This is a genomic window from Pantoea sp. PNT03 (assembly GCF_014852515.1).
GTDB classification, from domain to species: domain Bacteria; phylum Pseudomonadota; class Gammaproteobacteria; order Enterobacterales; family Enterobacteriaceae; genus Pantoea; species Pantoea leporis.
The window spans coordinates 144,017-169,585 of record NZ_JACVBT010000002.1; the positions used below are offsets into that span (position 1 = coordinate 144,017).

24 protein-coding genes and 1 pseudogene are annotated in these 25,569 nt (G+C 55.2%); 14 read left to right on the forward strand and 11 right to left on the reverse strand.

The features are described 5' to 3' along the window. Nucleotides 1-57: 57 nt before the first annotated feature. Nucleotides 58-891, reverse strand: coding sequence for an oxidoreductase (locus tag IB226_RS08805; protein ID WP_192234713.1), 834 nt, complete (start codon nt 889-891; stop codon nt 58-60). 111 nt (nt 892-1,002) lie between these two features. Between IB226_RS08805 and IB226_RS08810 the strand changes: the two genes are divergently transcribed. Beyond that, on the forward strand, nt 1,003-1,938 hold the full coding sequence (locus IB226_RS08810; RefSeq protein ID WP_192234715.1) for an AraC family transcriptional regulator: 936 nt from the start codon (nt 1,003-1,005) through the stop codon (nt 1,936-1,938). Between the two features lie 54 nt (nt 1,939-1,992). After that, nucleotides 1,993-3,195 (forward strand): FAD-dependent oxidoreductase, encoded by a 1,203-nt coding sequence (locus IB226_RS08815; protein ID WP_192234717.1) that lies wholly within the window; start codon nt 1,993-1,995, stop codon nt 3,193-3,195. A gap of 160 nt (nt 3,196-3,355) precedes the next feature. On the opposite strand, the gene yddG is transcribed toward IB226_RS08815, so the two are convergent. Together yddG and IB226_RS08825 are read right to left on the reverse strand one after the other, a co-directional pair. Beyond that, entirely contained in the window at nt 3,356-4,243 is an 888-nt protein-coding gene (yddG, locus tag IB226_RS08820) for an aromatic amino acid DMT transporter YddG (protein ID WP_192234719.1), read from the reverse strand. Nucleotides 4,244-4,369: 126 nt separating this feature from the next. Further along, entirely contained in the window at nt 4,370-5,221 is an 852-nt protein-coding gene (locus IB226_RS08825; RefSeq protein ID WP_192234722.1) for a Vmh family MBL fold metallo-hydrolase, read from the reverse strand. Between the two features lie 122 nt (nt 5,222-5,343). On the opposite strand from IB226_RS08825, the gene IB226_RS08830 reads away from it, so the two are divergent. After that, complete coding sequence (locus IB226_RS08830) at nt 5,344-6,222, forward strand: LysR family transcriptional regulator (RefSeq protein ID WP_192234724.1); 879 nt, start codon at nt 5,344-5,346, stop codon at nt 6,220-6,222. Between the two features lie 119 nt (nt 6,223-6,341). Here IB226_RS08830 and IB226_RS08835 read toward each other — a convergent pair whose 3' ends face one another. Beyond that, nucleotides 6,342-7,112 carry a helix-turn-helix transcriptional regulator gene (locus tag IB226_RS08835; RefSeq protein WP_192234726.1) on the reverse strand — a complete coding sequence of 257 codons (771 nt, stop codon included), beginning with the start codon at nt 7,110-7,112 and terminating at the stop codon, nt 6,342-6,344. 117 nt (nt 7,113-7,229) lie between these two features. Between IB226_RS08835 and IB226_RS08840 the strand changes: the two genes are divergently transcribed. The 3 genes from IB226_RS08840 (at nt 7,230) to IB226_RS23225 (ending at nt 9,511) form a co-directional block, all read left to right on the forward strand. Beyond that, entirely contained in the window at nt 7,230-8,018 is a 789-nt protein-coding gene (locus IB226_RS08840) for a sulfite exporter TauE/SafE family protein (protein ID WP_192234727.1), read from the forward strand. A 168-nt stretch (nt 8,019-8,186) separates the two neighbouring features. Further along, nucleotides 8,187-9,143 (forward strand): hypothetical protein, encoded by a 957-nt coding sequence (locus IB226_RS08845; RefSeq protein WP_225608244.1) that lies wholly within the window; start codon nt 8,187-8,189, stop codon nt 9,141-9,143. Continuing rightward, entirely contained in the window at nt 9,122-9,511 is a 390-nt protein-coding gene (locus tag IB226_RS23225) for a hypothetical protein (protein ID WP_225608245.1), read from the forward strand. Before IB226_RS08845 ends, IB226_RS23225 begins: the two co-directional genes overlap by 22 nt. Here the strand turns inward: IB226_RS23225 and IB226_RS08850 are convergent. Both IB226_RS08850 and IB226_RS08855 read right to left on the reverse strand, forming a co-directional pair. Continuing rightward, nucleotides 9,498-10,226, reverse strand: a complete 729-nt coding sequence (locus tag IB226_RS08850) for a substrate-binding domain-containing protein (protein ID WP_192234730.1) — start codon at nt 10,224-10,226, stop codon at nt 9,498-9,500. The genes IB226_RS23225 and IB226_RS08850 overlap by 14 nt on opposite strands. Further along, nucleotides 10,195-11,265 (reverse strand): ABC transporter substrate-binding protein, encoded by a 1,071-nt coding sequence (locus IB226_RS08855; RefSeq protein ID WP_192234732.1) that lies wholly within the window; start codon nt 11,263-11,265, stop codon nt 10,195-10,197. Before IB226_RS08855 ends, IB226_RS08850 begins: the two co-directional genes overlap by 32 nt. A gap of 456 nt (nt 11,266-11,721) precedes the next feature. On the opposite strand from IB226_RS08855, the gene IB226_RS08860 reads away from it, so the two are divergent. Beyond that, nucleotides 11,722-12,057 carry a DUF417 family protein gene (locus tag IB226_RS08860; RefSeq protein ID WP_370579406.1) on the forward strand — a complete coding sequence of 112 codons (336 nt, stop codon included), beginning with the start codon at nt 11,722-11,724 and terminating at the stop codon, nt 12,055-12,057. Between the two features lie 48 nt (nt 12,058-12,105). Further along, nucleotides 12,106-12,441 (forward strand): multidrug efflux SMR transporter, encoded by a 336-nt coding sequence (locus IB226_RS08865; protein WP_008106908.1) that lies wholly within the window; start codon nt 12,106-12,108, stop codon nt 12,439-12,441. A 39-nt stretch (nt 12,442-12,480) separates the two neighbouring features. Here the strand turns inward: IB226_RS08865 and IB226_RS08870 are convergent, their stop codons facing one another. Then, nucleotides 12,481-13,533, reverse strand: coding sequence for an SDR family oxidoreductase (locus IB226_RS08870; protein WP_192234734.1), 1,053 nt, complete (start codon nt 13,531-13,533; stop codon nt 12,481-12,483). Between the two features lie 97 nt (nt 13,534-13,630). On the opposite strand from IB226_RS08870, the gene IB226_RS08875 reads away from it, so the two are divergent. The 4 genes from IB226_RS08875 (at nt 13,631) to IB226_RS08890 (ending at nt 18,181) form a co-directional block, all read left to right on the forward strand. Continuing rightward, complete coding sequence (locus tag IB226_RS08875) at nt 13,631-14,530, forward strand: LysR family transcriptional regulator (RefSeq protein ID WP_192234736.1); 900 nt, start codon at nt 13,631-13,633, stop codon at nt 14,528-14,530. A gap of 199 nt (nt 14,531-14,729) precedes the next feature. Continuing rightward, entirely contained in the window at nt 14,730-16,178 is a 1,449-nt protein-coding gene (locus IB226_RS08880) for an amidase (protein WP_192234738.1), read from the forward strand. Then, nucleotides 16,171-17,481 carry a cytosine permease gene (locus IB226_RS08885; RefSeq protein ID WP_192234740.1) on the forward strand — a complete coding sequence of 437 codons (1,311 nt, stop codon included), beginning with the start codon at nt 16,171-16,173 and terminating at the stop codon, nt 17,479-17,481. Before IB226_RS08880 ends, IB226_RS08885 begins: the two co-directional genes overlap by 8 nt. Continuing rightward, nucleotides 17,474-18,181: a cysteine hydrolase family protein gene (locus tag IB226_RS08890; RefSeq protein WP_192234741.1), complete on the forward strand. Its 708-nt coding sequence runs from the start codon at nt 17,474-17,476 to the stop codon at nt 18,179-18,181. The genes IB226_RS08885 and IB226_RS08890 overlap by 8 nt, the downstream gene beginning before the upstream one ends. Here the strand turns inward: IB226_RS08890 and IB226_RS08895 are convergent. Then, nucleotides 18,178-19,080: an alpha/beta hydrolase gene (locus IB226_RS08895; RefSeq protein WP_192234743.1), complete on the reverse strand. Its 903-nt coding sequence runs from the start codon at nt 19,078-19,080 to the stop codon at nt 18,178-18,180. The genes IB226_RS08890 and IB226_RS08895 overlap by 4 nt on opposite strands. 186 nt (nt 19,081-19,266) lie before the next feature. Between IB226_RS08895 and IB226_RS23230 the strand changes: the two are divergent. Next, nucleotides 19,267-19,446 (forward strand): annotated as a pseudogene (locus IB226_RS23230) (VapC toxin family PIN domain ribonuclease); the annotation flags it as partial. Between the two features lie 42 nt (nt 19,447-19,488). Here the strand turns inward: IB226_RS23230 and betA are convergent. From betA to betI, 3 genes are read right to left on the reverse strand one after another with little or no spacing between them, the layout of a single operon-like run. Continuing rightward, nucleotides 19,489-21,168: a choline dehydrogenase gene (betA, locus tag IB226_RS08900; RefSeq protein ID WP_192234746.1), complete on the reverse strand. Its 1,680-nt coding sequence runs from the start codon at nt 21,166-21,168 to the stop codon at nt 19,489-19,491. Between the two features lie 28 nt (nt 21,169-21,196). Further along, a complete protein-coding gene (gene betB / locus IB226_RS08905; protein WP_192234748.1) occupies nt 21,197-22,669 on the reverse strand; it encodes a betaine-aldehyde dehydrogenase in 1,473 nt (490 codons plus the stop codon). Between the two features lie 13 nt (nt 22,670-22,682). Next, nucleotides 22,683-23,276, reverse strand: coding sequence for a transcriptional regulator BetI (gene betI / locus IB226_RS08910; protein ID WP_101761563.1), 594 nt, complete (start codon nt 23,274-23,276; stop codon nt 22,683-22,685). Nucleotides 23,277-23,531: 255 nt separating this feature from the next. Here betI and IB226_RS08915 point away from each other — a divergent pair, with 255 nt between their 5' ends. Further along, nucleotides 23,532-25,562 (forward strand): choline transporter, encoded by a 2,031-nt coding sequence (locus IB226_RS08915; RefSeq protein WP_192234750.1) that lies wholly within the window; start codon nt 23,532-23,534, stop codon nt 25,560-25,562. The last annotated feature ends 7 nt before the right edge of the window (nt 25,563-25,569 follow it).

Sequence of the window (25,569 nt, forward strand, 5' to 3'; positions counted from 1 at the left end):
GCGAGATTTTATAGGGTGCGCATTCATGCGCACCTGAATATCACCGCAATTATTCCATCAGCCATCCGTCGATCGCGTCAGTGCTTCCCAGCGATCAATCTCCGCGCTAAATGATTCCATCTTCTGCCGCACCAATGCCAAAGCATCGCTGCCCAGCAACAGATGCGCCGGTGGATTGCTGCTTTCGATCACATCGAGCATCGCGCTGGCGGCTTTAAACGGATCGCCCAACTGTTTGCCATTCTTCTCTTCACGCGCCTGCCGAATAGGATCGAACAGCGCATCATAATCGGCGATGCTGCGTGCGCTGCGCACCATCGAACGCCCGGCCCAATCGGTGCGAAACGATCCGGGTGCGACGGCGGTCACATGAATATTGAACGGCGCCAGCTCTTTGCTCAGGGTTTCCGAAATCCCTTCCAGCGCAAACTTGCTGCCACAGTAATAGCTGATGCCGGGCAGGGTGATAAAACCGCCCATCGAGGTGATGTTGAGAATGTGGCCCTGACGGCGCTGGCGCATAAAGGGCAGCAGCGCTTTAATCATCGCCACCGCGCCAAACACGTTGACGTCAAACTGGCGGCGCATCTCATGCAGCGGTGATTCCTCCATCACGCCTTCGTGACCGTAACCGGCGTTGTTCACCAACACATCAATTGGGCCAAGCTGGGTTTCAACATCGGCAATTACCGCCTCAATGGCGGCGAAATGGGTGACATCCAATTCATAGGCGAAGGCATTTTCCGCATGCAAATTTTCAAACTCGGCTTTTGCCGCAGCATTGCGCACCGTACCGACTACGCGATAGCCACGATTTAACGCAACCTGTGCCAGCGCGCGGCCAAATCCGCTGCTGACACCAGTGATGAATAATGTTTTAACGTTGGACATTTGCGGTTTCTCCTCAAAAAGTAGAGGATGCATAATATTCTGGCGCTGAAACGGCTATAAGGCCTTATCTTGTTTAATCCTTGCCTAATATTATGAATGTGATGTTATCCGATGAAAGAAACGCTCCAGCAGCAAACCGTAAAACTGCTTAAAACGTTAGCGCCGCAGGAAGGTTACAACCTCACCGCGCTGCCGGACGTTCGCATCCTGCGTTCCGATCGGCCGCTGGCGCGTACGCCGGTGCTGTACGATCCGGGCATCGTGATTGTTTGTCAGGGATCGAAACGCGGCTTCTTTGGCGATCAGGTTTATCTCTACGATGAGCAGCACTATCTGGCGGTTGCGGTGCCGGTGCCTTTTACCATGGAAACCGCGGCATCGGCGGAACATCCGCTGCTGGCGATTTACCTGCATCTTGATTTCAGCGTGGCGACGGAATTGCTGTTGCAGCTGGAGCAGCAAGATGTGGCGTTTGAGAGCCAGGCGGCGCAGAGCATGATGTCGAGCCCCATGGATCAGACGTTGCGCGAGACGGTGTTGCGCTTTCTCACAACGCTAAATCATCCGCTGGATGCGAAGATGCTCGGTCCAGCGCTGGTGCGTGAACTCTATTATCGCGTGCTGACCGGTGCGCAGGGCAGCGCGCTGCGAGCGGCGTTAACCTTGCAAGGCCAATTTGGCAAAGTGGGCAAAGCGCTGAGCCACATTCACGCGCACTACGCGCAGCCGCTAACGCTGGGGCAACTCGCGTCGCTGGCGGGCATGAGCGTGCCCACTTTTCACACCCATTTTAAAAGCATCACCAATCAGCCGCCGATGCAGTATGTGAAGTCGGTGCGATTGCATCAGGCGCGCATGTTGATGGTGCGTCAGGAGATGACGGCGGCTGCGGCCAGCAACGCGGTGGGCTATGAAAGCGCCTCGCAGTTTAATCGTGAGTTCAAACGCCTGTTCGGTTTACCGCCGGCCGAGGAGATCAAACGCATGCAGCGTAACTTTGCCGTGCCGCCGGCGCATCAGGCCTCGACGTTCGTTTCATCACATTAGCGCAAGGTTATGCTATAAATGATAACGATTATCATTTTTGGCGTGAGGCAGAGGATGCAGGTAGCACAGGAAAACGCGATAAGCGCGGATTGTTGTATCGTTGGCGGCGGCCCGGCGGGATTAATGCTGGGCTATTTACTGGCGCGCGCGGGCTTACGCGCCGTGGTTATTGAAAAACACCCCGACTTCCTGCGCGATTTTCGTGGCGACACCATTCATCCCTCAACGCTGGAGATCATGCGCCAGCTGGGATTGCTCGATGAGCTGCTCACCTTGCCGCACCAGCGCGCGGAGAAGCTGCAGGCGGAAGTGGCGGGTGAAGAGATCACCATGGCCGATTTCTCACGTCTACCGGTTGAGTGCCGCTTTATCGCCTTTATGCCGCAGTGGGATTTCCTCAACTTTCTCGCCAAAAAAGCCGCTGAATTTCCGGGTTTTACCTTGCTGCAATCCACCGCATTTGATGACTTCATTTATGACGATGGCGTAATCAGTGGCGTGCAAACGTTACAGGGTAACGAGCGTCACACTATTCGCACTTCGTTAGTGATAGGCGCGGATGGCCGCAATTCGCAGGTCAAAGCCAAAGCCGGATTAACCGGGAAAAGCTTTGGTGCGCCACGCGATGTGTTGTGGTTCCGGCTTGAGAAACATCCCGACGATCCGCAACTCGGTATGGGCCATAAAGGGCCGAAGCAAAACTTTATTGTCATCGATCGCGGCGATTACTGGCAGTGCGGCTACACCATCCAGAAAAACCAGTTCGACGAGTTAAAGCTGGCGGGATTGGACGCGCTAAAAAGCACCATGGCGCAGGTGGCTCCGTTCAGCGCAGAGCGCATGGCGGAAGTCGATGAGTGGGACAAACTTAAGCTGTTATCGATTCGCATCGACCGCCTCGATCACTGGATGAAACCTGGCGTGCTCTGTATCGGCGACGCTGCGCACGCGATGTCGCCGATTGGCGGCGTGGGGGTTAACCTGGCGATTCAGGATGCGGTGGCCGCAGCCAATATGCTGACCAAACCGCTGCAGCAGGGCAATGTTGCCTTGCAGGATCTGCAAAAAGTGCAGCAGCGCCGCCAGTTCCCGACGGTCGCCACCCAATTCCTGCAAATCAAAATGAGTAGCAACAAGCGCAAACGCAGCACACCGAGCAAAGTGCCGCAGATCATCAGCCGCTTTCCGTTCCTGCGCCATCTGTTTGGCCGCTTGATTGGCCTCGGATTCCGCACCGAAAAGCCGCGTTATTTATAACCGGCAAAAAAAAAAGCCCGCTAAGCGCGGGCCAGGTAAACGTTACCAATCTGAAATTCTCGTAGCAACGCATTGCTGTGTGTTACGTCGCTATAGTAGCAACACATCGCGATCTGTGCAGGAAATGATCAACGAGTTAATTTTGTTCTCAGGATAAGCATTATGCTTGCTGCACGCGCGTTGACCACCAGCACATCAGCGATCCAAGGCTGACCATCGCGGTGCCCTGCCAGAAGGCGACGGTCAGATGCGAGCGCAGAATAAAGGCGGCGAGAATCGAAGAGATAATCGGAATGAAGTAAGACGCGGCGGCCAAAATGGTCACGTTGCCATGCAGAATGCCGACATTCCATGCGGCATAGCCAAAACCCATCGCCATCGCAGCAAGCGCCAGACTGATACAAACTTCAGGGGATAACACAAACGGCGGCTGGGGTGAGAGCAAAAACTTCAGCCACAACGTCAGCGCAGTCAGGATAAAGAACAGCGTTATACCATTGCTGCCGTTAGCAATTTTTTTGGTTACCACACAATACACCGCCCAGATAACCGCGCCGCTCAGCGCCAAGCCGTAACTCAACGGATTATCCATCACGTTATGGGCGATTTCGCTGAATGAAAAACCTTGGTCGCCGCCCAATACGCGACAAATGCCGGCAACCGCCAGCAACAAACCTGGAACAATCAGCGGATGGGTTTTTTGTCGATTGACTATCACCGCGAAAACAATGGTCAAACTTGGCCACAGATAATTGACCATGCCAACTTCAATCGCCTGGCGACCGCTGTGGGTAAAGCCTAATGAGAGTGACAGGCAGAGTTCATAACAGACGAACAGCACGCTGCCGATAATTAAATAGCTGCGCGGAAAAGTGCGCAGCTTTGGCATGCCTACGGTGAAAATCAGCAAAATAGCGCTGGCGCTGTAGATAAGCGCCGCGCCGCCTACCGCGCCGAATCCTTCGCTGACATTTTTAATCAGTCCTACAATAGCGCTCCACAGCAGAATGGCCAGTAAACCAATCAGCGTCGCCTTCTTTTGGGGCATGACCCGCCACCTTATTTCGCAAATTCGGGCCAAAATCCTATCAAATCAAACGCGCTTTGTATTTGCTCGATTTACTGCTGCGATGCTGGTCGCCATTTATGGCGACCTCACTCACTGAAACATCAATTACCACTTCATCTCGCCAGTATTCACCTTGGCGCTCAGTTCCAATGAACTCTCCTCCGGCAGATGCGGATAAGCGGCTTTCATGGTCTCGATCACCTGCGCGGAACCTTTGTGCTGCTGCAGCGCTTTCTCAAAGGTTTGCAGATAGTTCAGGGTAAAGGTAACAGCCGCATCGCCCGCCGGGCGTTCGCCGAGATAATGACCCGGAATCACCTGCTTAGGTTGCAGCTTTTGCATCTCGCTCAGCACATTGCGCCACTGCTGACGAATAGCAGGCGTTTGCGTATCGGCGGTCCAGACGTGAATGCCGGAAGCCACGCCAGTGCCGCCGAGAATCGCTTTGTTCGCCGGGATCCATACGTAAGCCGCGTAATCATTGGCGTGACGCAGTTCCAGCGTTTCACCATCAATTTTAAACGTCGTGGCATGCGTAATCTGCGGAACATATAGCTGCTTTGGCGCGCCGTCCTTCATCTGCGGCCCCCAATATGCCAGCTTGGCGGCTTTACTGGCTTCTATGTGTTTTACCACCTCCGGCGTTGCCACGATTTCTACCTGCGGGAACGCTTTTACAATCGGTTCCAGACCAAAATAGAAATCAGGATCGCCGGAGGTAATAACAATCTGCGTCAGCTTCTTGCCGCTGGCTTTGATCATCTGCACCAGCTTCTCGCCGTCTTTGGTGCTGAACTGTGCATCAAACAGTATCGCTTCGTGCGGGCCAGAAACCAGCGTCGAAGAGACCGGGAAAATGCCGTTCTCTTGCGGGTTATATACGTCTAAATTGAGCGGCGCAGCGAAGGCCGGCAGGGCGGCAAAGGCCAATGCCAGCGTCAACGTTTTCATTTTCATCGAATTTTCCTTTATCCGGCACCTCGCCGACTTTGAGGGCTTTATTGTAGAGAAATTGCTGGCTGGTAGAATTCCCGAAACTGGATATGATCAGTTTCATAAAACGATCAGATGGAGCCAATATGGACAGAGTCACGGCGGCAACGGTATTTAACCGTATTTGCGAGCTGGGCAGCTTAAGTGCTGCGGCGCGTGCATTGGATATTTCGCGGCCGATGGTCAGCCGCTATCTGGATGAAATGGAGAAGTGGGCTGGTGCACGTTTGCTGCACCGATCATCGCGCAAACTGACCATTACGCCCGCTGGCGAGAAAATCCTCGAAAAATCGCGCGCGCTGGCGAGATTGGCTGAAGAGATTGCCGATCAGGGCGCGGATAGCGAACCGCACGGCACCTTGCGCGTCGCCTGCGCACATTCCACCGCCACGCATATTCTGGGCCCGATAATTCCGGCATTTCTCGCGCGTTTTCCGGCGGTGCGTATCGAACTGGAGATCAACAATCAACCGGTGAGTTTAATCGGCGAACGCATTGATGTGGCGGTGCGGATTACCGACGATCCCGAACCTGGCGCCATTGCCCGACGTTTAGGCGAATGTGTTTCGGTGGTGTGCGCCTCGCCTGGCTATCTGCAGGCGCGTGGTGCGCCGCAAACGCCTGCCGATCTCGCACAGCATAATTGCCTGCATTACAGCCGTTTCGCCGGGCAGAGCTGGCAGTTTTCCGATGCGCAGGGCGAAACCCTTTCAGCGGCAGTGCACGGGAATTTCAGCGCCGGTATCTCGTCGGTGTTGTGTGATGCGGCGATTGCCGGTTGCGGTTTAGCGATGGTGCCGGAAATGGAGGCGCGTCACGCCCTCGACAATGGACAGCTACAAACCGTGCTGTCGGCTTATCAGCCAAAAACGCTGGCGATCTATGGCCTCTACATGTCGCGCGAACGGCAACCGGCGGCGCTGCGGGCGTTTCTCGACGCGGTGCAGCAGCAGTTAACCGCCTGAATTTCGACACATATCTATTTCAAAAGAAATTAGATTATTTTCAGTGTGTTATGCATGAGATCGTATCCTCATAAAGCCGATTTCAGCCTGAAATCGCCAAATGAGTGGTGAAACTTTGCTCAGTTATGGTCGATGTAAAATGATGGCGCCTGACCGGTGACGCGACGGAACATGGTGGAGAAAGCGGAGCTGCTGTCATAGCCGAGCGAGAGCGCCACGTCGTTAACGGATTTGCCCGCCACCAGCCACGCCAGCGCCGTCACCACGCAGGCGCGCTGTCGCCAGGCGGAAAAAGACAAACCGGTCTGCTGCAGGAAATGGCGGCGGAAGGTGCTGGGACTCATAAACAGTGTGTTGGCCCAACGATCGGCCGGGTCGTGAATGGTTGGTGCTTGTAAGAAGTTCTGGCATTGCGCCAACAGCGCCGGATGTGGCGGCAGTGGAATATCGAATTCCTGTGCAGGCATCGCCGCAAGCTCCAGCAGCAGCAACTGCATCAGAGATTGATCGCGATCGGATGCGTATAACAGCGGTAAATCAACGGCTTCAATCAATAGCTGTCGCAGCAGCGGCGAGACGCTGATGACGCGACAGCGATCGCTTTCACGCAGAGCTGCCGCACAAACCGGCTCGATATACAGACTGCGCGTAGAAACACCCACAAACTTAACGCTGTGCGCGGTGTCAGGCGGAATCCACACCGCATGCTGCGGCGGAACCACCCATTCGCCCGCCTGCGTTGCGACGTGCATCAAACCCGTAGCGCCATAAAGCAGCTGCGCGCGGCGATGGCGATGCTCTGGCAGCACAAATCTCTGCGCGTAGTCATTGCCCAGCGCCACCACGTCACGATCAATGTGGTCGTATTCATCAATGTGGCTATTTCGCATCCCCGACATCCACCGCAAATTGACTGATTTGCAAGGGTAATTGAGCGCTGCACAAATGGGAAGCGGGCAGGTTGCTGCGTAAGCTACATCACTCTTTTCATGACGCAGAGAAAGACGATGAACGAGCTGTTAATCATTGGGCTGGCGGGTTTTGCTACCGGCATCACCACGGTGCTGTTTGGTTTTGGCGGCGGTTTTGTGGTGGTGCCGTTTGTCTATCAATTGTTGTTGCAGCAGCCGTTACTGGCGGCTCAGGCGATGCATATCGCGGTGGCGACCTCGACCGCCGTGATGATTTTCAACGCCGGCTGGGCCAGTTATCAAAACTGGCGGGCTGGCAAATTGCATGATGTTCCTTTGTTGCCGCTAATTTGGTTTATCGCGCTCGGAGCGGTGATGGGATCGTGGCTGGCGGGCGTGATGAGCGACATTTGGGTGCGCAGGCTGTTTATGGTTTACATGGTGGTGACTATCGCTGATTGCCTGCTGCGGAAAGGCTTCTTTAGCCGCACTGCACCGCGAATGTTGTCGCGGTTGACCGTCAGCGCGGGCGGCACAGTGATTGGTGTGATCGCCGCCATGCTCGGCGTTGGCGGCAGCGTAATGACCGTGCCGCTGCTGCGGCGTCATGGTTATGCCATGCGCGACTGCGTCAGCGCGGCCAATCCGCTTTCGCTGCCGGTCGCCGTTTTTGGCGCGATAACTTACGCCATCAGCGGCTGGCAGCAGATTCCCTTCAGCGGTTATCTCGGCTTTATCAGCCTGAAGATATTGTTGCTGCTGGTGGTCGCCGGATTTTTAGGAATTCTTTTTGCCCGTAGCTGTATTCCGGCGGTGCCCGATGTCTGGCATGCGCGTATCTATGTGCTGCTGTTGTGCATGGTATTGTTGGCTATCGCTGTGTAAACCGGTTAATCGTTAAGCCAATCCTAAGCTTCGCCACGTACAGTGCCCTCATTGTTACAACCATCAGTAAACGAAGTCAGAATGAGAGGGCGATCGCCGAACTGCTGCAGATTGCCCGCGTCTACAGAGCTTACTGAGCTTTGAGTTAAGCGCTGGAGTGTTCATTTGTTGCGATTACTGTTTCTGCTGATGGGTGGGCCGGCACTCAGATCCGGCTGGCCTTATCTCGCCGCGTTAGGTGTGATTTGTCTGGGGGCCAGTGCCGGGATCGTGATGGATCTGCTGCAACATGGAACGGTCTCCTTTCCCTTGCAGCTTTTAGGCATGTTTTTGGCATTAGAGGGCGGAGCGGAAGCGTTAAATGCATTTTACGCACCTGCCGGTATCGCCTGGCCGTCACTGCTGAAATCAACGGTATTGCTGATCTTTGGCGCGCTGGTGTTTCTCGCTCCTCACGACAGCGGCGTTTGCCTTTCACTGGCATTCGCCACGGTGTTTTTACTCGATGGCGGTTTCCGCGTCATCTCATGTTGCCTGATGCGCTGTCGGCGCTGGACGCGCAAATTAACGCTCGGCTGTAGCGAGTTGGTGTTCAGCGTGCTGATTGCCACCAACTGGCCGCTATCACCGCAAATGATTGTGCCGCTGTGTTTTGCGTTGTTGCTGTTGGGTTGGGGCATCAATCTGTTGGTGATGACGGCACAAATCCACGCCTTGCCCGCTAACACCAGCGTCACCGCATTGCCAATATTTACGCGTGCCGGTCTGCGTGCGCCGCACGGATTAGGCTATGTGCATCCGCCGATGAGTCAGCATGCGGTGAGCACGCCACTTAACGTCTACATCTGGACGCCGGTGGGTTCCGGCGATGTGGTGGGGCGTCGTCCGTGGTTTGATCGCTGGGTGGCAGCGATTGACCATCGCGGCGAAGTCTCTACCGGCCATACTTCGCTGGAGATGGGCGAAGAGATTTACATCAGCCTATATCCTGCGGATGACGTTTCTCGCGATTTTCGTGGCTTCCTGAAAACGTTGCGGGCGAAAGAGGAGTTTGATGTAGAAGGTTGTTTCCTGCCTTCACTGGAGAAAGAGATCAAAGCGTGGTGTCGGCCGACAAACGCCTGACGCTGCCTCACTACAATCAGCAGGCGTTGCGTAATTTCTGGCTCAGCAACGCCAGCGACACGCGCTATAACCTGACCTCACGTAACTGTTCCACCAGCGTGATTCAGGCGCTGGATGTCGCCACCGAAGGTCTATTGGGCGAGCGCGGTTTGCAGGGTTTATGGGTGCTGTTCAATCCTGACTTCTTGCTGTTGAGCCTGGTGCGCAGTCGCGCGGAAGGCATGACCTGGACGCCGGGATTGGTGATGGATTATTGCCTGCTGCTGCGCCAGGTTTTGGCATCGGCAGAGCGCTTGAGTCGCTATAAAAGGGCGGCGAGTTGGCTGCAGCAGCAACCTGGTAATAAGCGTTCGGCTACCGATCCATAAACGGCATAAAACCGTGCTGCTGCAGAATCGTTTGCGCTGCTGCGGATGAGAGGAAAGTTGCAAAAGGCTGCGCGGCAGCTGAGCAGCACGCCCAGCCGTATTCGGCATGAATGTTGAAGGGCGCGGGGATGTTTATCACCTGTAGCTGCGGGCAGCGCCGCAAACGCGGCGCATAGCTGGCGTAACCAATGAACATGTCAGCGTGTTGCTGCTCAATTAACCATTGTGCCGCCAGCTTACCAGCAGGCATCACCAAACTATCTGGACCGCCGACCAAACTACGCGCTTTGGCTTTCAGCATCATCCCTAATCCGGGATGGCGTTGCTCAATGTTATCAAACAGTTGCCAGGTGTAATCGCCCGAAGGATCGCAGAGCGGCGTTGAGGTCGCTAAGCGCAAATCATCCCGGCATAGCAACGATAACCAAGCATTCACTTGCGTGACAATGTCACGCTTCACTGTCAGGCACAGCGTATTAGCGGCAAACAATCCTACTTCTGCTGCGCGTCCCGACAGCAACAGCGCTTTAGGATGCCGTCGATTGGCGGAAGCAAAAAAGTCGCAGGGTTCACCTGCTTCGATGCGCTGGCGCAGCAGGCCCGCCGGTCCGAAATCGGTGGTGACTTTGAGGCCGGAAAGTGCGCTAAATGCCACCACTAAATCCGGCCACACGCCGCGCAAACTACCGGCCGCCAGAATCTTGAGCGTGGTCATGATAGTGCGTCCGGTAGAAGCGCTGATACCAGCGATCGGCTTGTTGTTGCATATTGATGTCGTGGAATTTTTCCGGGTAGAGCTTTTTCGCCATCCACAGCTCTCCGAGGCCAATCGCTTCTGGCATCGGATAGCCCCACGCTTTGGCGTATTCCGGCATCAGCCACACCCGATGATTTTTCACAGCGTCAATGGTTTGCCAGCGCGCATCCTGCTGGATCTCCTGCACCACGTTGGGATAGCGATCCTGCACGAAAATCACTTGCGGATTCCACGCTACTACCTGTTCCATGCTGACCTGTTTGAAACCCTGCACGGTCGCGGCCGCGACATTGAATGCGCCCGCATGCGCCATCATCAAGCCAGTATATTTGCCCGAGCCGTAAGTGGTGAGGTCGGGATTCGCCATATAGGCACGCACGCGCTGCTGTTCAGACATATTTTTTAAACGATCGCTGATAATTTTGCGTCCGGCAAAGGCGGCATCAATCAGTTCCTGCGCCTGTTTTGGCTTGTTGACCACATTGCCAATCAGAGTGATGCCTTCCTCAATGCCGAGATCGTAAGCCTGATCTTCATTCTGCATACTGGGATTGATTTTGCCTTGCTGACCGGCGTCATCGTGACGCAGTGAGATCGCCAGCACCGGAATGCCCAGGGCAGAAATCTGGTCGATCATCTCTTTCGGCGCATAGTTGGTGACAAACACCACCTGCGGATGCAGTGCCACCAGCTTTTCGAGATCGACATGCGTCAAATCACCGAGCATCGCTTTGTGCGTCAGTTCCGGCACTAATTGCGCATAACCCTCACCTAACTGCTGTTTCCAGTTCGCCAAAATCCCGACGATTTTATCGGTGGCGTTGAGCTGCACCAGCAGGTTCAGAGTTTGGTGCTGCAGCACCACCACGCGATCAATCTTGTCCGGAATCTCCACCTGACGGCCAATTTGATCGGTGACGATGCGGCTGGCATAGCTATGAAACGAGGTGAAAGTGAGTAATCCCGCCAGAATAATCCGCTTAAAAGAGGTATGCATAAAAGCTCCTGAATTCGATATGCACCGGAGTATATAGCGATTAAGTAAGCGGAGATATGGCTGTTTTTAACATCACAATGCATGGCCTCATGTTTGTCAGTTAAGCCAGCGCGAGTGAGCAGGCCGAAGTCACTTTTGGTCCGGCGGTCCTCGCGCCGCTTGCGCGGTACCTTCACTTCGCTCGTCTGCCTGACGGACCGGCGGCGCGAGGAAGGCCCGTGACGCAGCAGATGTGTCAGCGCCCGCTACCTATTACGACAGCGTTGAGATGTAATCGAGATCATGAACCATGACTTTATGCCAGCTCATTTCTTATTGAGCTGGCTGCATAAATCACTGAAGAGTTTATTTTGACAACAGCTAATCAAGTCTGAATTTCACGAGTGGTCTATTTCCACGCGAGCAAAGAACTGATGGTATTGCGATTATCGGTGATTATTATTTCCTGGTTTTGGTATGGCGAAGTGGTTTGAATTCGAAGTTCAGGCTCTGGAACCCATATTTACCAAAACATGGCTGAGTATTTTTCCCTACTTCCCTGGCCTGCATGGCAGCAGCTATTTTCTTGGTGTAGTTGAACTCATCACGGTTATTCTGCTTATTGCGGGTTTCAAACGTCCGGATTTAGGCATGATAGGCGCTGGATTGTTGATTCTCACCGGGTTAGTCGCGCTAAGCCTGTTACCGCAGTTAGGCGGACTCGATTCGTTTATTTTTAAGGATATTATGGTGGTGGCGATTGGTCTGACGTTACTGAAGCGCGATTTAATCCGTTGGAAAAACAACCTCTAACAGCTACTCTATAACGCGTATTTACTCTCGGGCATTTAAGAGGGCTTTATGAATAATGTTTACGTGATACTGGCGATATCCATCGTCGCTGAGACGATTGCCACAACCATGATGAAGGCCTCGCAAGGATTCTCACGCCTTATTCCCAGCGTAGTTGTGGTAATAGGTTATGCCATTTCATTTTATGGATTATCTCAAGTGGTTAAACAGATGAATGTCGGCATTGCTTATTCTATCTGGGCCGGAATGGGTATATTTTTGGTGTCGGTCATGTCTTATTTTTTCTACAACCAGAAACTAGATTTCGCTGCAATGGCGGGCTTGATGTTAATCGGGTTAGGCATTGTGGTAATTCAGGTTTTCTCCAAAACCATTCTGCATTAATGAAGTAATAACAGGGAAGCACAGGCTTCCCTGTTAGCGTTAAGGGATAATGCGTGCTGCGCGTAACTGCGCAAACAGAGCAAAGAACATCTCATCCGTTGCCTGATAGCCGTTAAAACCCGCGCGCCGTATTTTACTGCCGTCACCAAACATGTCGTAATTCCAGCCAAAGACAAAATCGGCAAACTGCCCATCATTCAGATGCAAGATATCTGGCTCTATCAGCTGATGTTCTATAGCGATGGTTTGCCATAGCGCGCGGTAATCCTGAAACAGATGAGAAAACGACAGATTCACCGCCGGCGCGCTTTCCAGTTCAAACCACCGGGCAATCGCAGGCCACAGCTCACTCCAGCGCCATAAATCGCCGTTGTTAACGTTGAAAGCTTGATTGCGCGCGCCAGGCGCATTGGCCGCCCACAGCGTGGCCTGCGCGAGTAATCCCGCATCGGTATGATCGACCATGCTGTGCCAGGCGTGCGATGAACCGGGAAAACGTAGCGGTAAGCCCTGAGATTTACACAGCGATGCGTAGAGCGCGATGCTCAGCGCCAGGTTCATGGCATTACCGGGTACCGCGCTGCCGATCACACCGGGACGCAAGGCGTGCCAGTGCCAGCTTTTACCGCGCTGAAAGTCACTTAGCCAACGCAGCTGTTGCGCATTGAATTCGGCTCCCGCGACGCCGGGATCACTTTCGCGCGCGGGCGTTTTGAACGGTCCCAGATGCGCGCCATAAACTTTGTATCCCTGCATCAAACTGACACTGCGCAAAGGCGCGCTTTTATCGATGTTAACCACCAGATTGCGCAGCATCGTCACGTTAGGCTCGACCATTTCACGCCAGTTGGCAGCATTCAGCCAGGCGCTGTAGAAAATATGCGTGACCTGATTAAGCGGGGCCAGCGCCTGTGCACTGTGCTGCGCATCCAGCAGATCGACATGGATGAAAGGGATATCGTGCGTTGAGATTGCAGGCTGGCGCGTCAGGCCGATCACCTGCCAATCCTGCTGACGCAGTGTTTTTACCAACTCACTACCGACAATGCCGGTTGCGCCCGCGACCAGCGCGACGTGATGTGTTTGCGACATGATGATTCTCCTGTGAACAAGACAGGCACAGTGTTATCTATTATTTTTATTGCTGATATCCCACTATTCAGATGCCACTTATCAGAAAAATCATTAAATGAATAATAAACTCAACGCAATCAATACCTTCCTTCGCGTGGCGGAAGCCGGATCGTTTTCGGCAGCAGCGCGCCTGAGCGGGATGAAGCAATCCGCCGTGAGCCAACAAATCGCGGCGCTGGAGGAGGAACTTGGCATCGTGTTGTTGCACCGCACCACGCGTGCGATGAAATTGACCGAGCAGGGCGAGCGATACTTACAGCAGATGCAGCCGCTGCTGGCCGCGATGCAGGACGTTGAAAGTCAGTTGCGCCCGGCGCAGCAAGCGCTGCAAGGCAGCGTGCATATCCAATTACCCAGCGGATTAGGCCAGCGCTTGCTGCCGCCTTTGCTGGCGCTGCAACGCGCGAACCCAGAACTGCATCTGACCATCGCGCTCGACGATCGTGTGGCTGAACTGGTGAGTGAAGGCGTGGATATCGCGTTGCGCCTGAGTGAAACGCCGCCGGAGATGTTTCCGGCGCGATTACTGGCGCGTATTGAAACACCGCTGTTTGCTGCGCCTGAGCGGGTACGCGCAACACCGATTACCTCGCTGGCAGAGCTGGCCGCGCATCCGCATGTTCGCTTTAGCGGTATCGACAAACAGGCACCGCTGCGCCTGATATCCAACCAGGAAACCGTCGCGCTAACCGTGAATACCGTGTTTCGCGCCAACAGCAGCGAAGGGTTGTTGCAGGCGCTGCAGGCGGACATCGGTGTCGGCGGCATGCAGTTACCGCTGGTGCAGGAGGCATTAAAATCAGGTTCACTGGTACGTATCTTGCCGCAATATCGTCTGCCAGACCGTTTTCTCTACGCGGTATTCCCCGATGCGCGCTTTATCCCGCTGCGCGTCAGACGCGTGGTGAAAGTGATTGAACAGATTGTGGATGAATTAATTCCTGCGGCTGATTAAGCCGCTCTCCATCCTGGCGCATGGCTGCGCCATTTTCGTGCTTCTAATCGCAACATCTGCATTGTAAAGAAACATAAGTATTCGATCTTGTATCCAAGAGCGTATCCCATCTGGCCTGGCCGCTAACGCCCTCGTTTATGGAATTTTCTGGCACGCAAACTGCAACGTTTCCGATAAGTGATAAATCGGGAGTATTCGCATGTTTGATGCACTGTTGGATGAAGATGCCACTACGCTGGCGGCGTTAATTCGCGGCGGAGACGTTTCGGCGCAGGAAGTGACGCAAGCCGCCATCAATCGCATGGAGCAGCGCGAGCCGCAGATTCAGGCGTTTTGTACCGCTACGCCACAGCTGGCGCTGCAACAGGCGGCCGCTGTTGATGCAAAACGCGCGCGCGGCGAAACGCTGGGGGCGCTGGCGGGCGTTCCACTGGCGGTGAAAGACTTGATTTGTACCGCAGGCGTGAAAACCACTTCTGGATCGCATGCCTACGCTGATTTTGTCCCGGAAGAAGATGACATCACCGTTGAGCGCCTGCTGGCGGCCGATGCGGTGCTGCTGGGGAAAACCACCGCACCGGAGTTTGGCTATAGCGGCGTTGGGCACAATCCACTGTTTCCATCACCGCGTAATCCGTGGGATCTCTCTAAAACGCCGGGCGGATCGAGCGCCGGTTCCGGAGCGGCATTGGCGGCGCGCCTGTGTCCGATTGCGCTGGGCAGCGACGGCGGCGGTTCGGTAAGAATTCCCGCCGCGCACTGCGGCGTGTTTGGCCTGAAAGCTTCGATGGGGCGCGTACCCTTATGGCCGGGCTGTCGCGACGAGCGTTATCCCGGCGTTTCCAGCTGGGAGTCGCTGGAGCATATCGGCCCGATGACGCGTTCGGTGCGCGACAGCGCGCTGATGATGTCGGTGATGGCGGGGCCAGATATGCGCGATCGCCACTCGATTCCCTGCAACGACGTGGATTGGCTGGCCTCGCTGGAAAAACCGCTGAGCGGTCTGCGCATCGCTTTCAGCGCGGATTTCGGCTACATCGCCGTTGATCCCGAAGTGCGTGACATTGTCACGCACGCCGCGCGTCGTTTTGCCCGTGAGCTCGGCGCTGAACTGGATGAAGTGGATCCCGGTATCGCCGATGAAGGTGCCACCTTTGCCGCGCTGGTGGCTTTTGAGAGCGATCTCACCGGCATGCGTCACATGCTCGCTGAACTGGGTGCACGCATGTCACCGCATCTCAGCGCCATGCTGAAACACGACTGGCGCGCTGAAACCTTTACCGACGCCAATACCACACGCAAAAAGCTGTGTAACCAGATGTGGCGCTTTATGCAGCATTACGATCTGCTGCTGTCGCCGACGCTGGCGGTGCCGCCGTTCCCGCTCAACATGCAGGGACCGGAGATCATCGATGGCCGCATGGTGCGCAGCGATCACTGGCTCTCATTCTGCTTCCCGTTCAATTTCACCGGCCAACCGGCGGCGTCTGTTCCTGCGGGCTTTACCGCCAGCGGATTGCCGATTGGCATGCAAATCGTGGGTCGTCATCTGGACGATGGCCTGGTGCTGGCGGCGAGTGCCGCGTTCGAGCGCATACAACCCTGGAATCACATCTCACCTGTTTCAATCGGAGTTGCCCATGACTAACAAAAATTCACCGGCTTTAGAGCAGGAGTTCGAGCATGAACCGGTTCCGCTCAGCCATCGCCACTCGACGGGTTCGGTATCGGCGGTGTGGTTTGGTTTCCCGATGATCCTCACCAATGCGCTATTTGGCGGCATCATTACCTGGCATCTCGGCTTCTGGCCGGCGCTGATTGCCATTCTGCTGGGAAATCTGGTGCTGTTTGCCTATGTGGGTGCGCTGAGCTGGTTCGCCGGTAATACCGGCATGAACTTCGCGCTGCAGGCGAAACGGACCTTTGGCACCAAAGGCTACATTTTGGTTTCGGGCTTCCTTTCAACTGTGGTGATCGGCTGGTACGCCTTCCAGACCGGGTTAACCGGCACGGTGATTAATCAAACCTTTGGCTGGAATGCACTGGCGGTGACGGCGTTTGCCATGGTGCTGTATACCGGCATCACCTTCCTCGGCGTGCGCGCATTGTCCGTGCTCGGCATGATCGCTGCGCCGCTGTTCGTGGTGTTGGGATTGGTGGCGCTGTGGCTGATCAGTAAGGATCACGATTTCAGCACCATCACGCAGTTTACCGGCAGCAGCAGCGCAGTGGGCGCGATGAGCATGGGCACCGCCGTCACCATGGTGGTGGCCGGTTTCGCCGATTCCGGCACCATGACGGCAGATTTCACCCGCTGGTCAAAAGACGGTAAATCGGCGGTGATTGCCGCGTTCTCAGCGTTCCCGGTGGCGAACGTTATCTCTTATCTGTTTGGCGTGGTGATTGTGGCGGTGGGCGCGGCGGTTGATCCGGCGAGTAACGGCGGCAACTTTCTGCCAATGCTAATGGGGCACGGCATGCTGCTGTCGGTGATTGCCTTCCTGTTTGTGTTTATCAATCTCGGTTCGGTGTGTACGCACTGTCTGTATAACGGCGCAGTCGGCTTTAGTCATCTGTTCAGCAGCAAAATGCGTCTGTGGACGGTGATCCTTGGCTTGATTGGCGGGGCGCTGGCGCTGGCTGGCGTCTGGTCCTATTTCCTCGAATGGCTGAGTTTGCTCGGCATCGTGGTGCCGCCGTTTGGCGCAGTGATGATTGTTGATTTGATCTTCATGGCCAAAATCAGCGAACAGCGCCAATTGCGCCGTATGCGCGGCAGCGCCTTTGCCGCCTGGGCGATTGGTAGCTTGTGTGCGGTGATTGCGCACATCGCCTTCCCACAGTTCGGTGAAGCGGTGATTGGCCTGGTGACTGCTGCCGCCAGCTATACGCTGATTGTGAAACTAAAAGGTGAAAGCACAGTAACTGTGATGGAGGAAAAAAATGCCTGATTACGCCATTGATTCAACCCCTTACTCGTGGCCGTATGACGGTCGCTGCAGCCCGCAGGATACCGCACTGATCGTTATCGATATGCAAACCGATTTCTGCGGTAAGGGCGGTTACGTCGATAGCATGGGCTACGATATTGCCTTAACGCGCGCGCCTATCAAGCCGCTGCAGCAGGTGCTGGCAACGATGCGCGAGTTGGGCTTCCCGATCATCCATACGCGCGAAGGGCATCGGCCGGATTTAAGTGATCTGCCTGCGAATAAGCGTTGGCGATCCAGACGCATGCAGGCGGAGATCGGCGCGCCGGGTCCGTGCGGGCGCATTCTGGTGCGCGGTGAACCGGGCTGGGAAATTATCCCGGAACTGGCGCCCTTGCCGGGAGAAGTCATCATCGATAAACCGGGAAAAGGCTCGTTTTACGCTACCGATCTCGAACTGATTCTGCGCAGCTGCGGTATTCGCAATCTGATCATCAGCGGCATCACCACTGATGTCTGCGTCCACACCACGCTGCGCGAGGCTAACGATCGCGGTTTTGAGTGTTTGGTGTTGTCAGATTGCTGCGCGGCGACGGAGCTGAAACACCACGAAGCGGCGCTTAGCATGATCCATATGCAGGGCGGAATTTTTGGTGCCGTAGCCAGTTCGCAGACCTTGCTGGCGGGATTAATTAGCAAGCAAACGGTTGAGGTGGATTAGCTCTTTAACCACTTTTCGTAGTGCTCTGGCCACGCCATGGTCGGCGTGCCAGGCCTGCCCATACCAAATCCATGTCCGCCGCTGCTGTAGCGATGCATCTCAACCGGCACATGCTCACGCTTACAGGCGTCAGACATAATCAGCGTGTTATGCGGATCGGAGATCGGATCGTCCTCTGCCTGCACCAGAAAGAAGGGCGGCGATTGCGGATTGACAAACTCCTGCACTGACCATGCGGCGTTTTCACTGGCGGGCGCGTGGTTGCCAACCAGCATTTTATGGGTTGAAGTGTGGGTGTAAGGCGCTTCCAGCGTAATGATGGGATAGATCAGCGCCGCGCGATCGGCCGTGGCGGGCAGGTTATCCAGGGCATCGGTTGCCCTGTAAGATCGAAAATCTGCTCGCGTGACCGCCATACCGAGCAGATGACCGCCAGCGGAAAAGCCCAACACGCTGACATATTTTTCCCGTTGCCGCACCATGCGTAGCGCGCGCTGTGCATCCTGCAGTGAAACCATCGCACCATCTTTCCAGCCTTCATGCGGTAAACGATAACTCAGCACATAAGCGGTATATCCGCGCGCCGTCAGCCAGGCTGCAGCGGGCCAGGCTTCTTTACCCATTTCAATGCGCGTATAGCCGCCGCCTGCGGCAATCAATACCGCGCGACCATTAGGCGAGGGCGGCGTTAATACGGTGAGTGTGGGCTGTACGATATTACGCTGCGCGCCTTTGGTTGAAATCACCAAAGCGCCAGCAGGACCGCCACCGCCCGGCGGTAAATCTGGCCATAGCGGCAAGATTTGGGTTGTTACGCGTTTCGAAGCAGCCCAGATTAGCCCGCTGCGCACTGTCAGCGCGGAAAGAGTGAGATACGACAAAAAATGGCGGCGCTTCATGGCAGCTCCTCATGAAATCGGAGATTTATTGAAGCAGATAAATCAGCAGAAAAGATGAAGAGGGCGTTGCTATGTATGAACAAATGCGAGGGGACAAGCATTAAGGTTTGTAGTTACAACATACTTTTAATTGTTTTCTTAATCGTGAGCCTGGCAGCAGTGCGATTGTCGTTGTGACAGTGAAGCGCGGCTATAGATGCTACGACGAAAGTGACAATGGCCTTGGCTGCGTCTGGTACTTCGATTGGTGCTAATTATGCGGCGATCGCCGGACATGCCATTGCGGCAGGCACAATTTTAGTCACTAACAATACGCGGGAATTCGCTCGGGTAGTTGATTTGGATCTTCAGGATTGGGCTAGCTAGCCACCAAAGAAAAGGGCGATCAACGTCGCCCCTAAATCAACCTCAACCACGCATCGGTTCAGCGCGGACCGGTTTATCACCGGCAACAAAGTAATCCGCTTCGCTGCGCGGCAGCGGCTGGCGACCACGAATGTTATCTGCGATTTTCTCGCCGATCATGATGGTCGTCGCGTTCAGGTTACCGGTGATGATCAGCGGCATGATTGAAGCATCTACCACGCGCAGGGCTTCAACGCCATGAACGCGGCCTTCACTATCGACGACAGACATCTCGTCGTTACCCATTTTACAGGTGCCGCACGGGTGATAAGCCGTTTCGCCGTGATTTCGCACAAACTCATCTAACTGCTCATCGGTCTGGCAATCCAGGCCTGGGCTGATCTCTTTACCGCGATATTTATCCAGCGCCGGCTGGTTGATGATCTGGCGCGTGATACGAATCGCATCGCGGAACTCCTGCCAATCCTGCTCATGTGACATGTAGTTGAACAGAATCGCTGGATGGCGACGCGGATCGCGTGATTTCAGGCGTACATGACCGCGGCTCGGAGAGCGCATCGACCCAACGTGGCACTGGAAGCCGTGCGCTTCCACCGCGTTCGAGCCGTTGTAGTTAATCGCCACCGGCAGGAAGTGATACTGAATATTCGGCCAGCTGAACTCTTCACGGCTGCGGATAAAGCCGCCGCCTTCAAAGTGGTTGCTGGCGCCGACGCCGGTACCATTAAACAGCCACTCCGCACCGATTTTCGGTTGGTTCCACCACTTCAAGGCCGGGTAGAGCGAAACTGGCTCTTTGCACTCATATTGCAGGTACATTTCGAGGTGATCCTGCAAGTTCTCACCCACGCCCGGCAAATCATGCACCAGCGGGATATCGAACTGTTTCAGCAATTCAGCGGATCCGACCCCGGAACGCTGCAGAATCTGCGGCGAGGCGATGGCTCCGGCGCACAGCAGCACTTCACGACGTGCATGCGCCTGGTGCGAGGTATTGCTGGAACCCAGCAGATACTGCACGCCAACCGCGCGTTTACCTTCAAACAGAATGCGGTCGGTGGTCGCATGGGTGACGATTTTCAGGTTCGGACGGGTTTTCGCGGTATCGAGATAACCGCGCGCGGTGCTGGAGCGGCGACCTTTCGGCGTCACAAAGCGATCCATTGGCCCGAAACCTTCCTGCTGGTATCCATTCAGGTCATCAGTGCGCGGATAACCTGCCTGCACGCCGGCTTCAATCATCGCCGCAAACAGCGGATTGTTACCAGGTTTACAGGTGGTGATGCTCACCGGACCTTCACCGCCGTGATAATCATTGGCACCGATATCGCGCGTTTCTGATTTGCGATAGTAGGGCAGGCAGTTCAGATAGCTCCAGTTTTCCAGACCAGGCTCCCTGGCCCAGTTATCGAGGTCCATCGCGTTACCACGGATGTAACACATGCCGTTGATCAGCGATGAACCGCCCAAACCTTTACCGCGCCCGCACTCCATGCGGCGGTTGTTCATGTACGGCTCAGGTTCAGTTTCATACGCCCAGTTGTAGCGTTTTCCCTGCAGCGGAAACGCCAGCGCCGCAGGCATCTGCGTGCGAAAGTCGAAGCGGTAATCTGGGCCGCCCGCTTCTAAAAGCAGCACATTGACGCTGCTATCTTCGGTCAGTCTTGTTGCCAAAACGTTCCCTGCGGATCCGGCTCCGATAATGATGTAATCAAATTCCATTAGTCGTTCCTCAGGTTAAAAGCCAAAATTAAAATACGGACTGAAAACGGGTCATTTCGAGCTGCACAGATTTCACCTGCGTGTAGTTTTGCAGCGTCATCAGGCCATTTTCACGGCCCACACCCGAATGTTTGTAACCGCCCACCGGCATTGCGGCGTCAGATTCGCCCCAGGTATTGATCCAGCAAATGCCCGCTTCAATCTGGTGAATTACGCGGTGCGCGCGGTTAAGATCCTGGGTTACCACACCGGCCGCCAGGCCAAATTCGGTGGCGTTGGCGCGGCGAACCACTTCTTCTTCGCTTTCATAAGTCAGAATCGACATCACTGGCCCGAAGATCTCTTCACGCACAATGGTCATCTCATCGCGGCAGTCGGTGAACACGGTCGGTTCCACCCACGCGCCGTTATCAAAGGCTGCGCCGCTCAGACGTTTACCGCCGCACAGCAGGCGCGCACCTTCGCTGATGCCGGATTCAATAAAGCGCATCACGTTTTCGCGATGCGCGAAGCTCACCAGCGGACCAAAGTTGGTATCAGGATGGTTGAGATCGCCAGCCTTAATACGCGCCACGCGCTCAGCGATTTTGGCTTCAAACGCCGCTTGCAAATTAGAGGGAATAAACACGCGCGTGCCGTTGGTGCAAACCTGGCCCGAGCTGTAGAAGTTCGCCATCATCGCGATATCCGCGGCGAGGTCGAGATCGGCGTCGTCAAAGATGATCAGTGGGGATTTGCCGCCCAGCTCCATGGTGACATCTTTCAGCGTCGAACCGGCCGCATTGGCCATCACTTTCTTACCGCTGGCAACGCCGCCGGTGAAGGAGACTTTATCGATGCCCGGATGATCGGTAAGCAGCTGGCCGGTGACCGCGCCGCGACCGTTCAACACGTTGAACACGCCGTTCGGCACGCCCGCTTCAGTATAGATTTCCGCCAGTTTCAGCGCGGTCAGCGGCGTGACTTCGCTGGGTTTGAAGATCATCGCGTTACCGGCGGCCAATGCTGGCGCGGATTTCCACAGCGCGATCTGAATCGGATAGTTCCACGCGCCGATCCCGGCTACCACGCCCAGCGGTTCGCGGCGGGTGTAAACGAACGAGGTATCGCGCAGCGGGATCTGCTGGCCTTCCAGAGAAGGAATCAAGCCCGCGTAGTACTCGAGCACGTCGGCACCGGTGACGATGTCCACGTATTGGGTTTCGCTCAGCGGTTTGCCGGTGTCGAGGGTTTCCAGCGCGGCCAGTTCGTCATTGCGCTCACGCAGAATATCGACCGCACGACGCAAAATGCGCGAACGTTCCATCGCGGTCATCGCCGCCCAGATTTTCTGGCCTTTTTTCGCGGCGGCAACAGCGCGATCAACATCTGCGCGTTCCGCTTCATGCACGTCGGCCAGCACTTCGCCGTTCGCCGGGTTGATGGTCTGGAATGTTTTACCTGCCGCAGCGGGAACCAATGCGCCATCAATATAAAGGTGTTGCTCGGTGAATCGGGACATGATTTCTCCTTCCTCAGTGATTCTGGTCAGCCAATTGCTGACGAATGAATTGGGTGGTGAGCTGTCTGGCGATAGCCAAATCGAACGGTTTGCCGCTGAGTGCTGCGCGAAGCCACAGGCCATCAATCAATGAAGCGAGGCCATGTGCCGCCAGACGCGCCTTTTCGCGCGGGATAACGCGACGAAACTCGGCTGCCAATGTGGAAAACAGGCGCCGGCTGCTCACGCGTTCTAAGCGGCCCAACTGTGGCTGATGCATGCTGCTGGCCCAGAAATCCAGCCAGGCTTTCATTGCGGCGCTGTGCACCTGCGAATCATCAAAGTTGCCTTCCACAATCGCCAGCAGGCGCGCTTCCGTTGTGGCGTCTGCCAGCGGTTTTAACCTTGCTGCTACCGCATCACGTAGCTGACGTGTTACGTCACGCATTGTGGCTTCCAGTAGACCGTTCTTGTCTTTGAAGTAGTGACTAATGATGCCTGTCGATACGCCAGCACGTCGCGCAATCTGCGCAATGGTGGCATCGTTGATCCCGACTTCGTTGATGGTGCTCAGGGTCGCATCAATCAGTTGCCGACGACGTATCGGCTGCATTCCCACCTTTGGCATAACACTCCAGCTCCACTTCAATCTTAGAACACTATTAAAACTTTTTTTGATTGCACGTTCAATATAAAAAAGAAATTTGTTAGGATGCTGTACTTGGATTGTTACAAAAACGAAGCGGGGAAGCGAAGGGACTCAGCGGATGCGTATGCACGCGCATCCCACGAAAACCGCATTTTGCCTCGTCGGGATGCCGTTAATGGCGATCTTCGCGAGCTTCTTTGGCACGTACTACAGGAAATTAACCAGAGGTAATCGATGATTAATCCACCTGCCAGTGAAAAAGACAGAATCAATCCTGTGGTGTTTTACACCTCCGCCGGACTGATTCTGACATTTTCACTTGTCACGATTTTTTACAGCGAACTCGCTGCCAGCTGGCTTCTGACCGCCGTTAATTGGGTCACCTCCACGTTTGGCTGGTACTACATGCTCGCTGCCACGCTGTACATCGTGTTCGTCATCTACATGGCATGTTCGCGCTACGGCGCCATTAAGCTGGGGCCGGAGCAATCTAAACCCGAGTTCAGCTTACTGAGCTGGTCGGCGATGCTGTTTGCCGCCGGCATCGGTATTGACCTGATGTTCTTCTCGGTTGCCGAGCCGGTAACCCAATACATGCAGCCGCCAGAAGGTGCAGGGCAGACCATGGAAGCCGCGCGTCAGGCGATGGTGTGGACGCTGTTCCACTACGGCGTCACCGGCTGGTCGATGTACGCATTAATGGGCATAGCGCTCGGCTACTTCAGCTATCGCTACAATCTGCCGCTCACCATCCGTTCGGCGCTCTATCCGATTTTCGGCAAACGCATTAATGGCCCGATTGGTCACACGGTGGATATCGCCGCGGTGATCGGCACCATCTTTGGGATCGCCACCACGTTGGGAATTGGTGTGGTGCAGTTGAACTACGGCCTCAACGTGCTGTTCGATATTCCGGAAGGTTTCACGGCGCAGGCCGCGCTGATTGTGCTGTCGGTGATCATCGCCACCATCTCAGTAACATCCGGCGTGGATAAAGGCATCCGTATTCTTTCTGAGCTGAACGTCGCGCTGGCGCTGGGCTTAATTCTGTTCGTGCTGTTTATGGGCAAGACCGATTTCCTGCTCAACGCGCTGGTGCTGAACGTTGGTGATTACATCAATCGCTTTATGGGCATGACGTTGAATACTTTTGCCTTCGATCAGCCACGCGAGTGGATGAATAGCTGGACGCTGTTCTTCTGGGCGTGGTGGGTTGCCTGGTCGCCGTTTGTCGGTCTGTTCCTCGCACGTATCTCGCGCGGTCGTACCATTCGTGAGTTCGTGTTGGGTACGCTGATTATCCCGTTCACCTTTACGCTGCTGTGGCTGTCGGTGTTTGGTAACGCGGCGCTGTATGAAATCATTCACGGCGATGCCGGCTTTGCGCAGGAAGTGATGGCGCATGCCGAACGCGGCTTCTATAGCCTGCTGGCGCAGTATCCGGCGTTTAAATTCAGTGCTTCGGTGGCCACCATCACCGGCATGCTGTTCTACGTGACGTCGGCGGATTCCGGTTCGCTGGTGCTGGGTAACTTCACCTCGAAGCTGAAAGACATCAACAGCGATGCACCGAACTGGCTGCGTATCTTCTGGTCGATTGCGATTGGTGTGCTGACGATGGGCATGCTAATGACCAACGGGATTTCTGCCTTGCAAAACGCCACGGTGATCATGGGCTTACCGTTTAGCTTTGTGATCTTCTTTGTGATGGCCGGGCTGTATAAATCGCTGAAGGTGGAAGATCACCGCCGCGCCAGCGCCAGCCGCGACACTGCGCCGTACATTTCGGCCAGTAACGATCGCCTGAGCTGGAAGAAGCGCCTGTCGCGTCTGATGAACTATCCGGGCACGCGTTATACGCAGAAGATGATGGAAGAGGTGCTGTTCCCGGCGATGCAGGATGTGGCGAAAGAGCTGGAGCTGCGCGGTGGACGTGTATCACTGGAGCGTGCCGAGCCAGAAGAGGGGCAGCCGCTGGGCCACCTTGATCTGCGCGTGTTGCTGGGCGAGGAGCAGGATTTCGTTTATCAAATCTGGCCACAGCAGTATTCGGTACCGGGCTTTACCTATCGCGCACGTAGCGGTAAATCGACCTATTACCGCCTGGAAACCTTCTTGCTGGAAGGCAGCCAGGGCAATGATTTGATGGACTACAACAAAGAGCAGGTGATCATCGATATTCTCGATCAGTACGAACGTCACCTGAACTTTATCCACCTGCATCGTGAAGCGCCGGGCAGCAATATGACCTTCCCGGACGTGTGATGTCAGC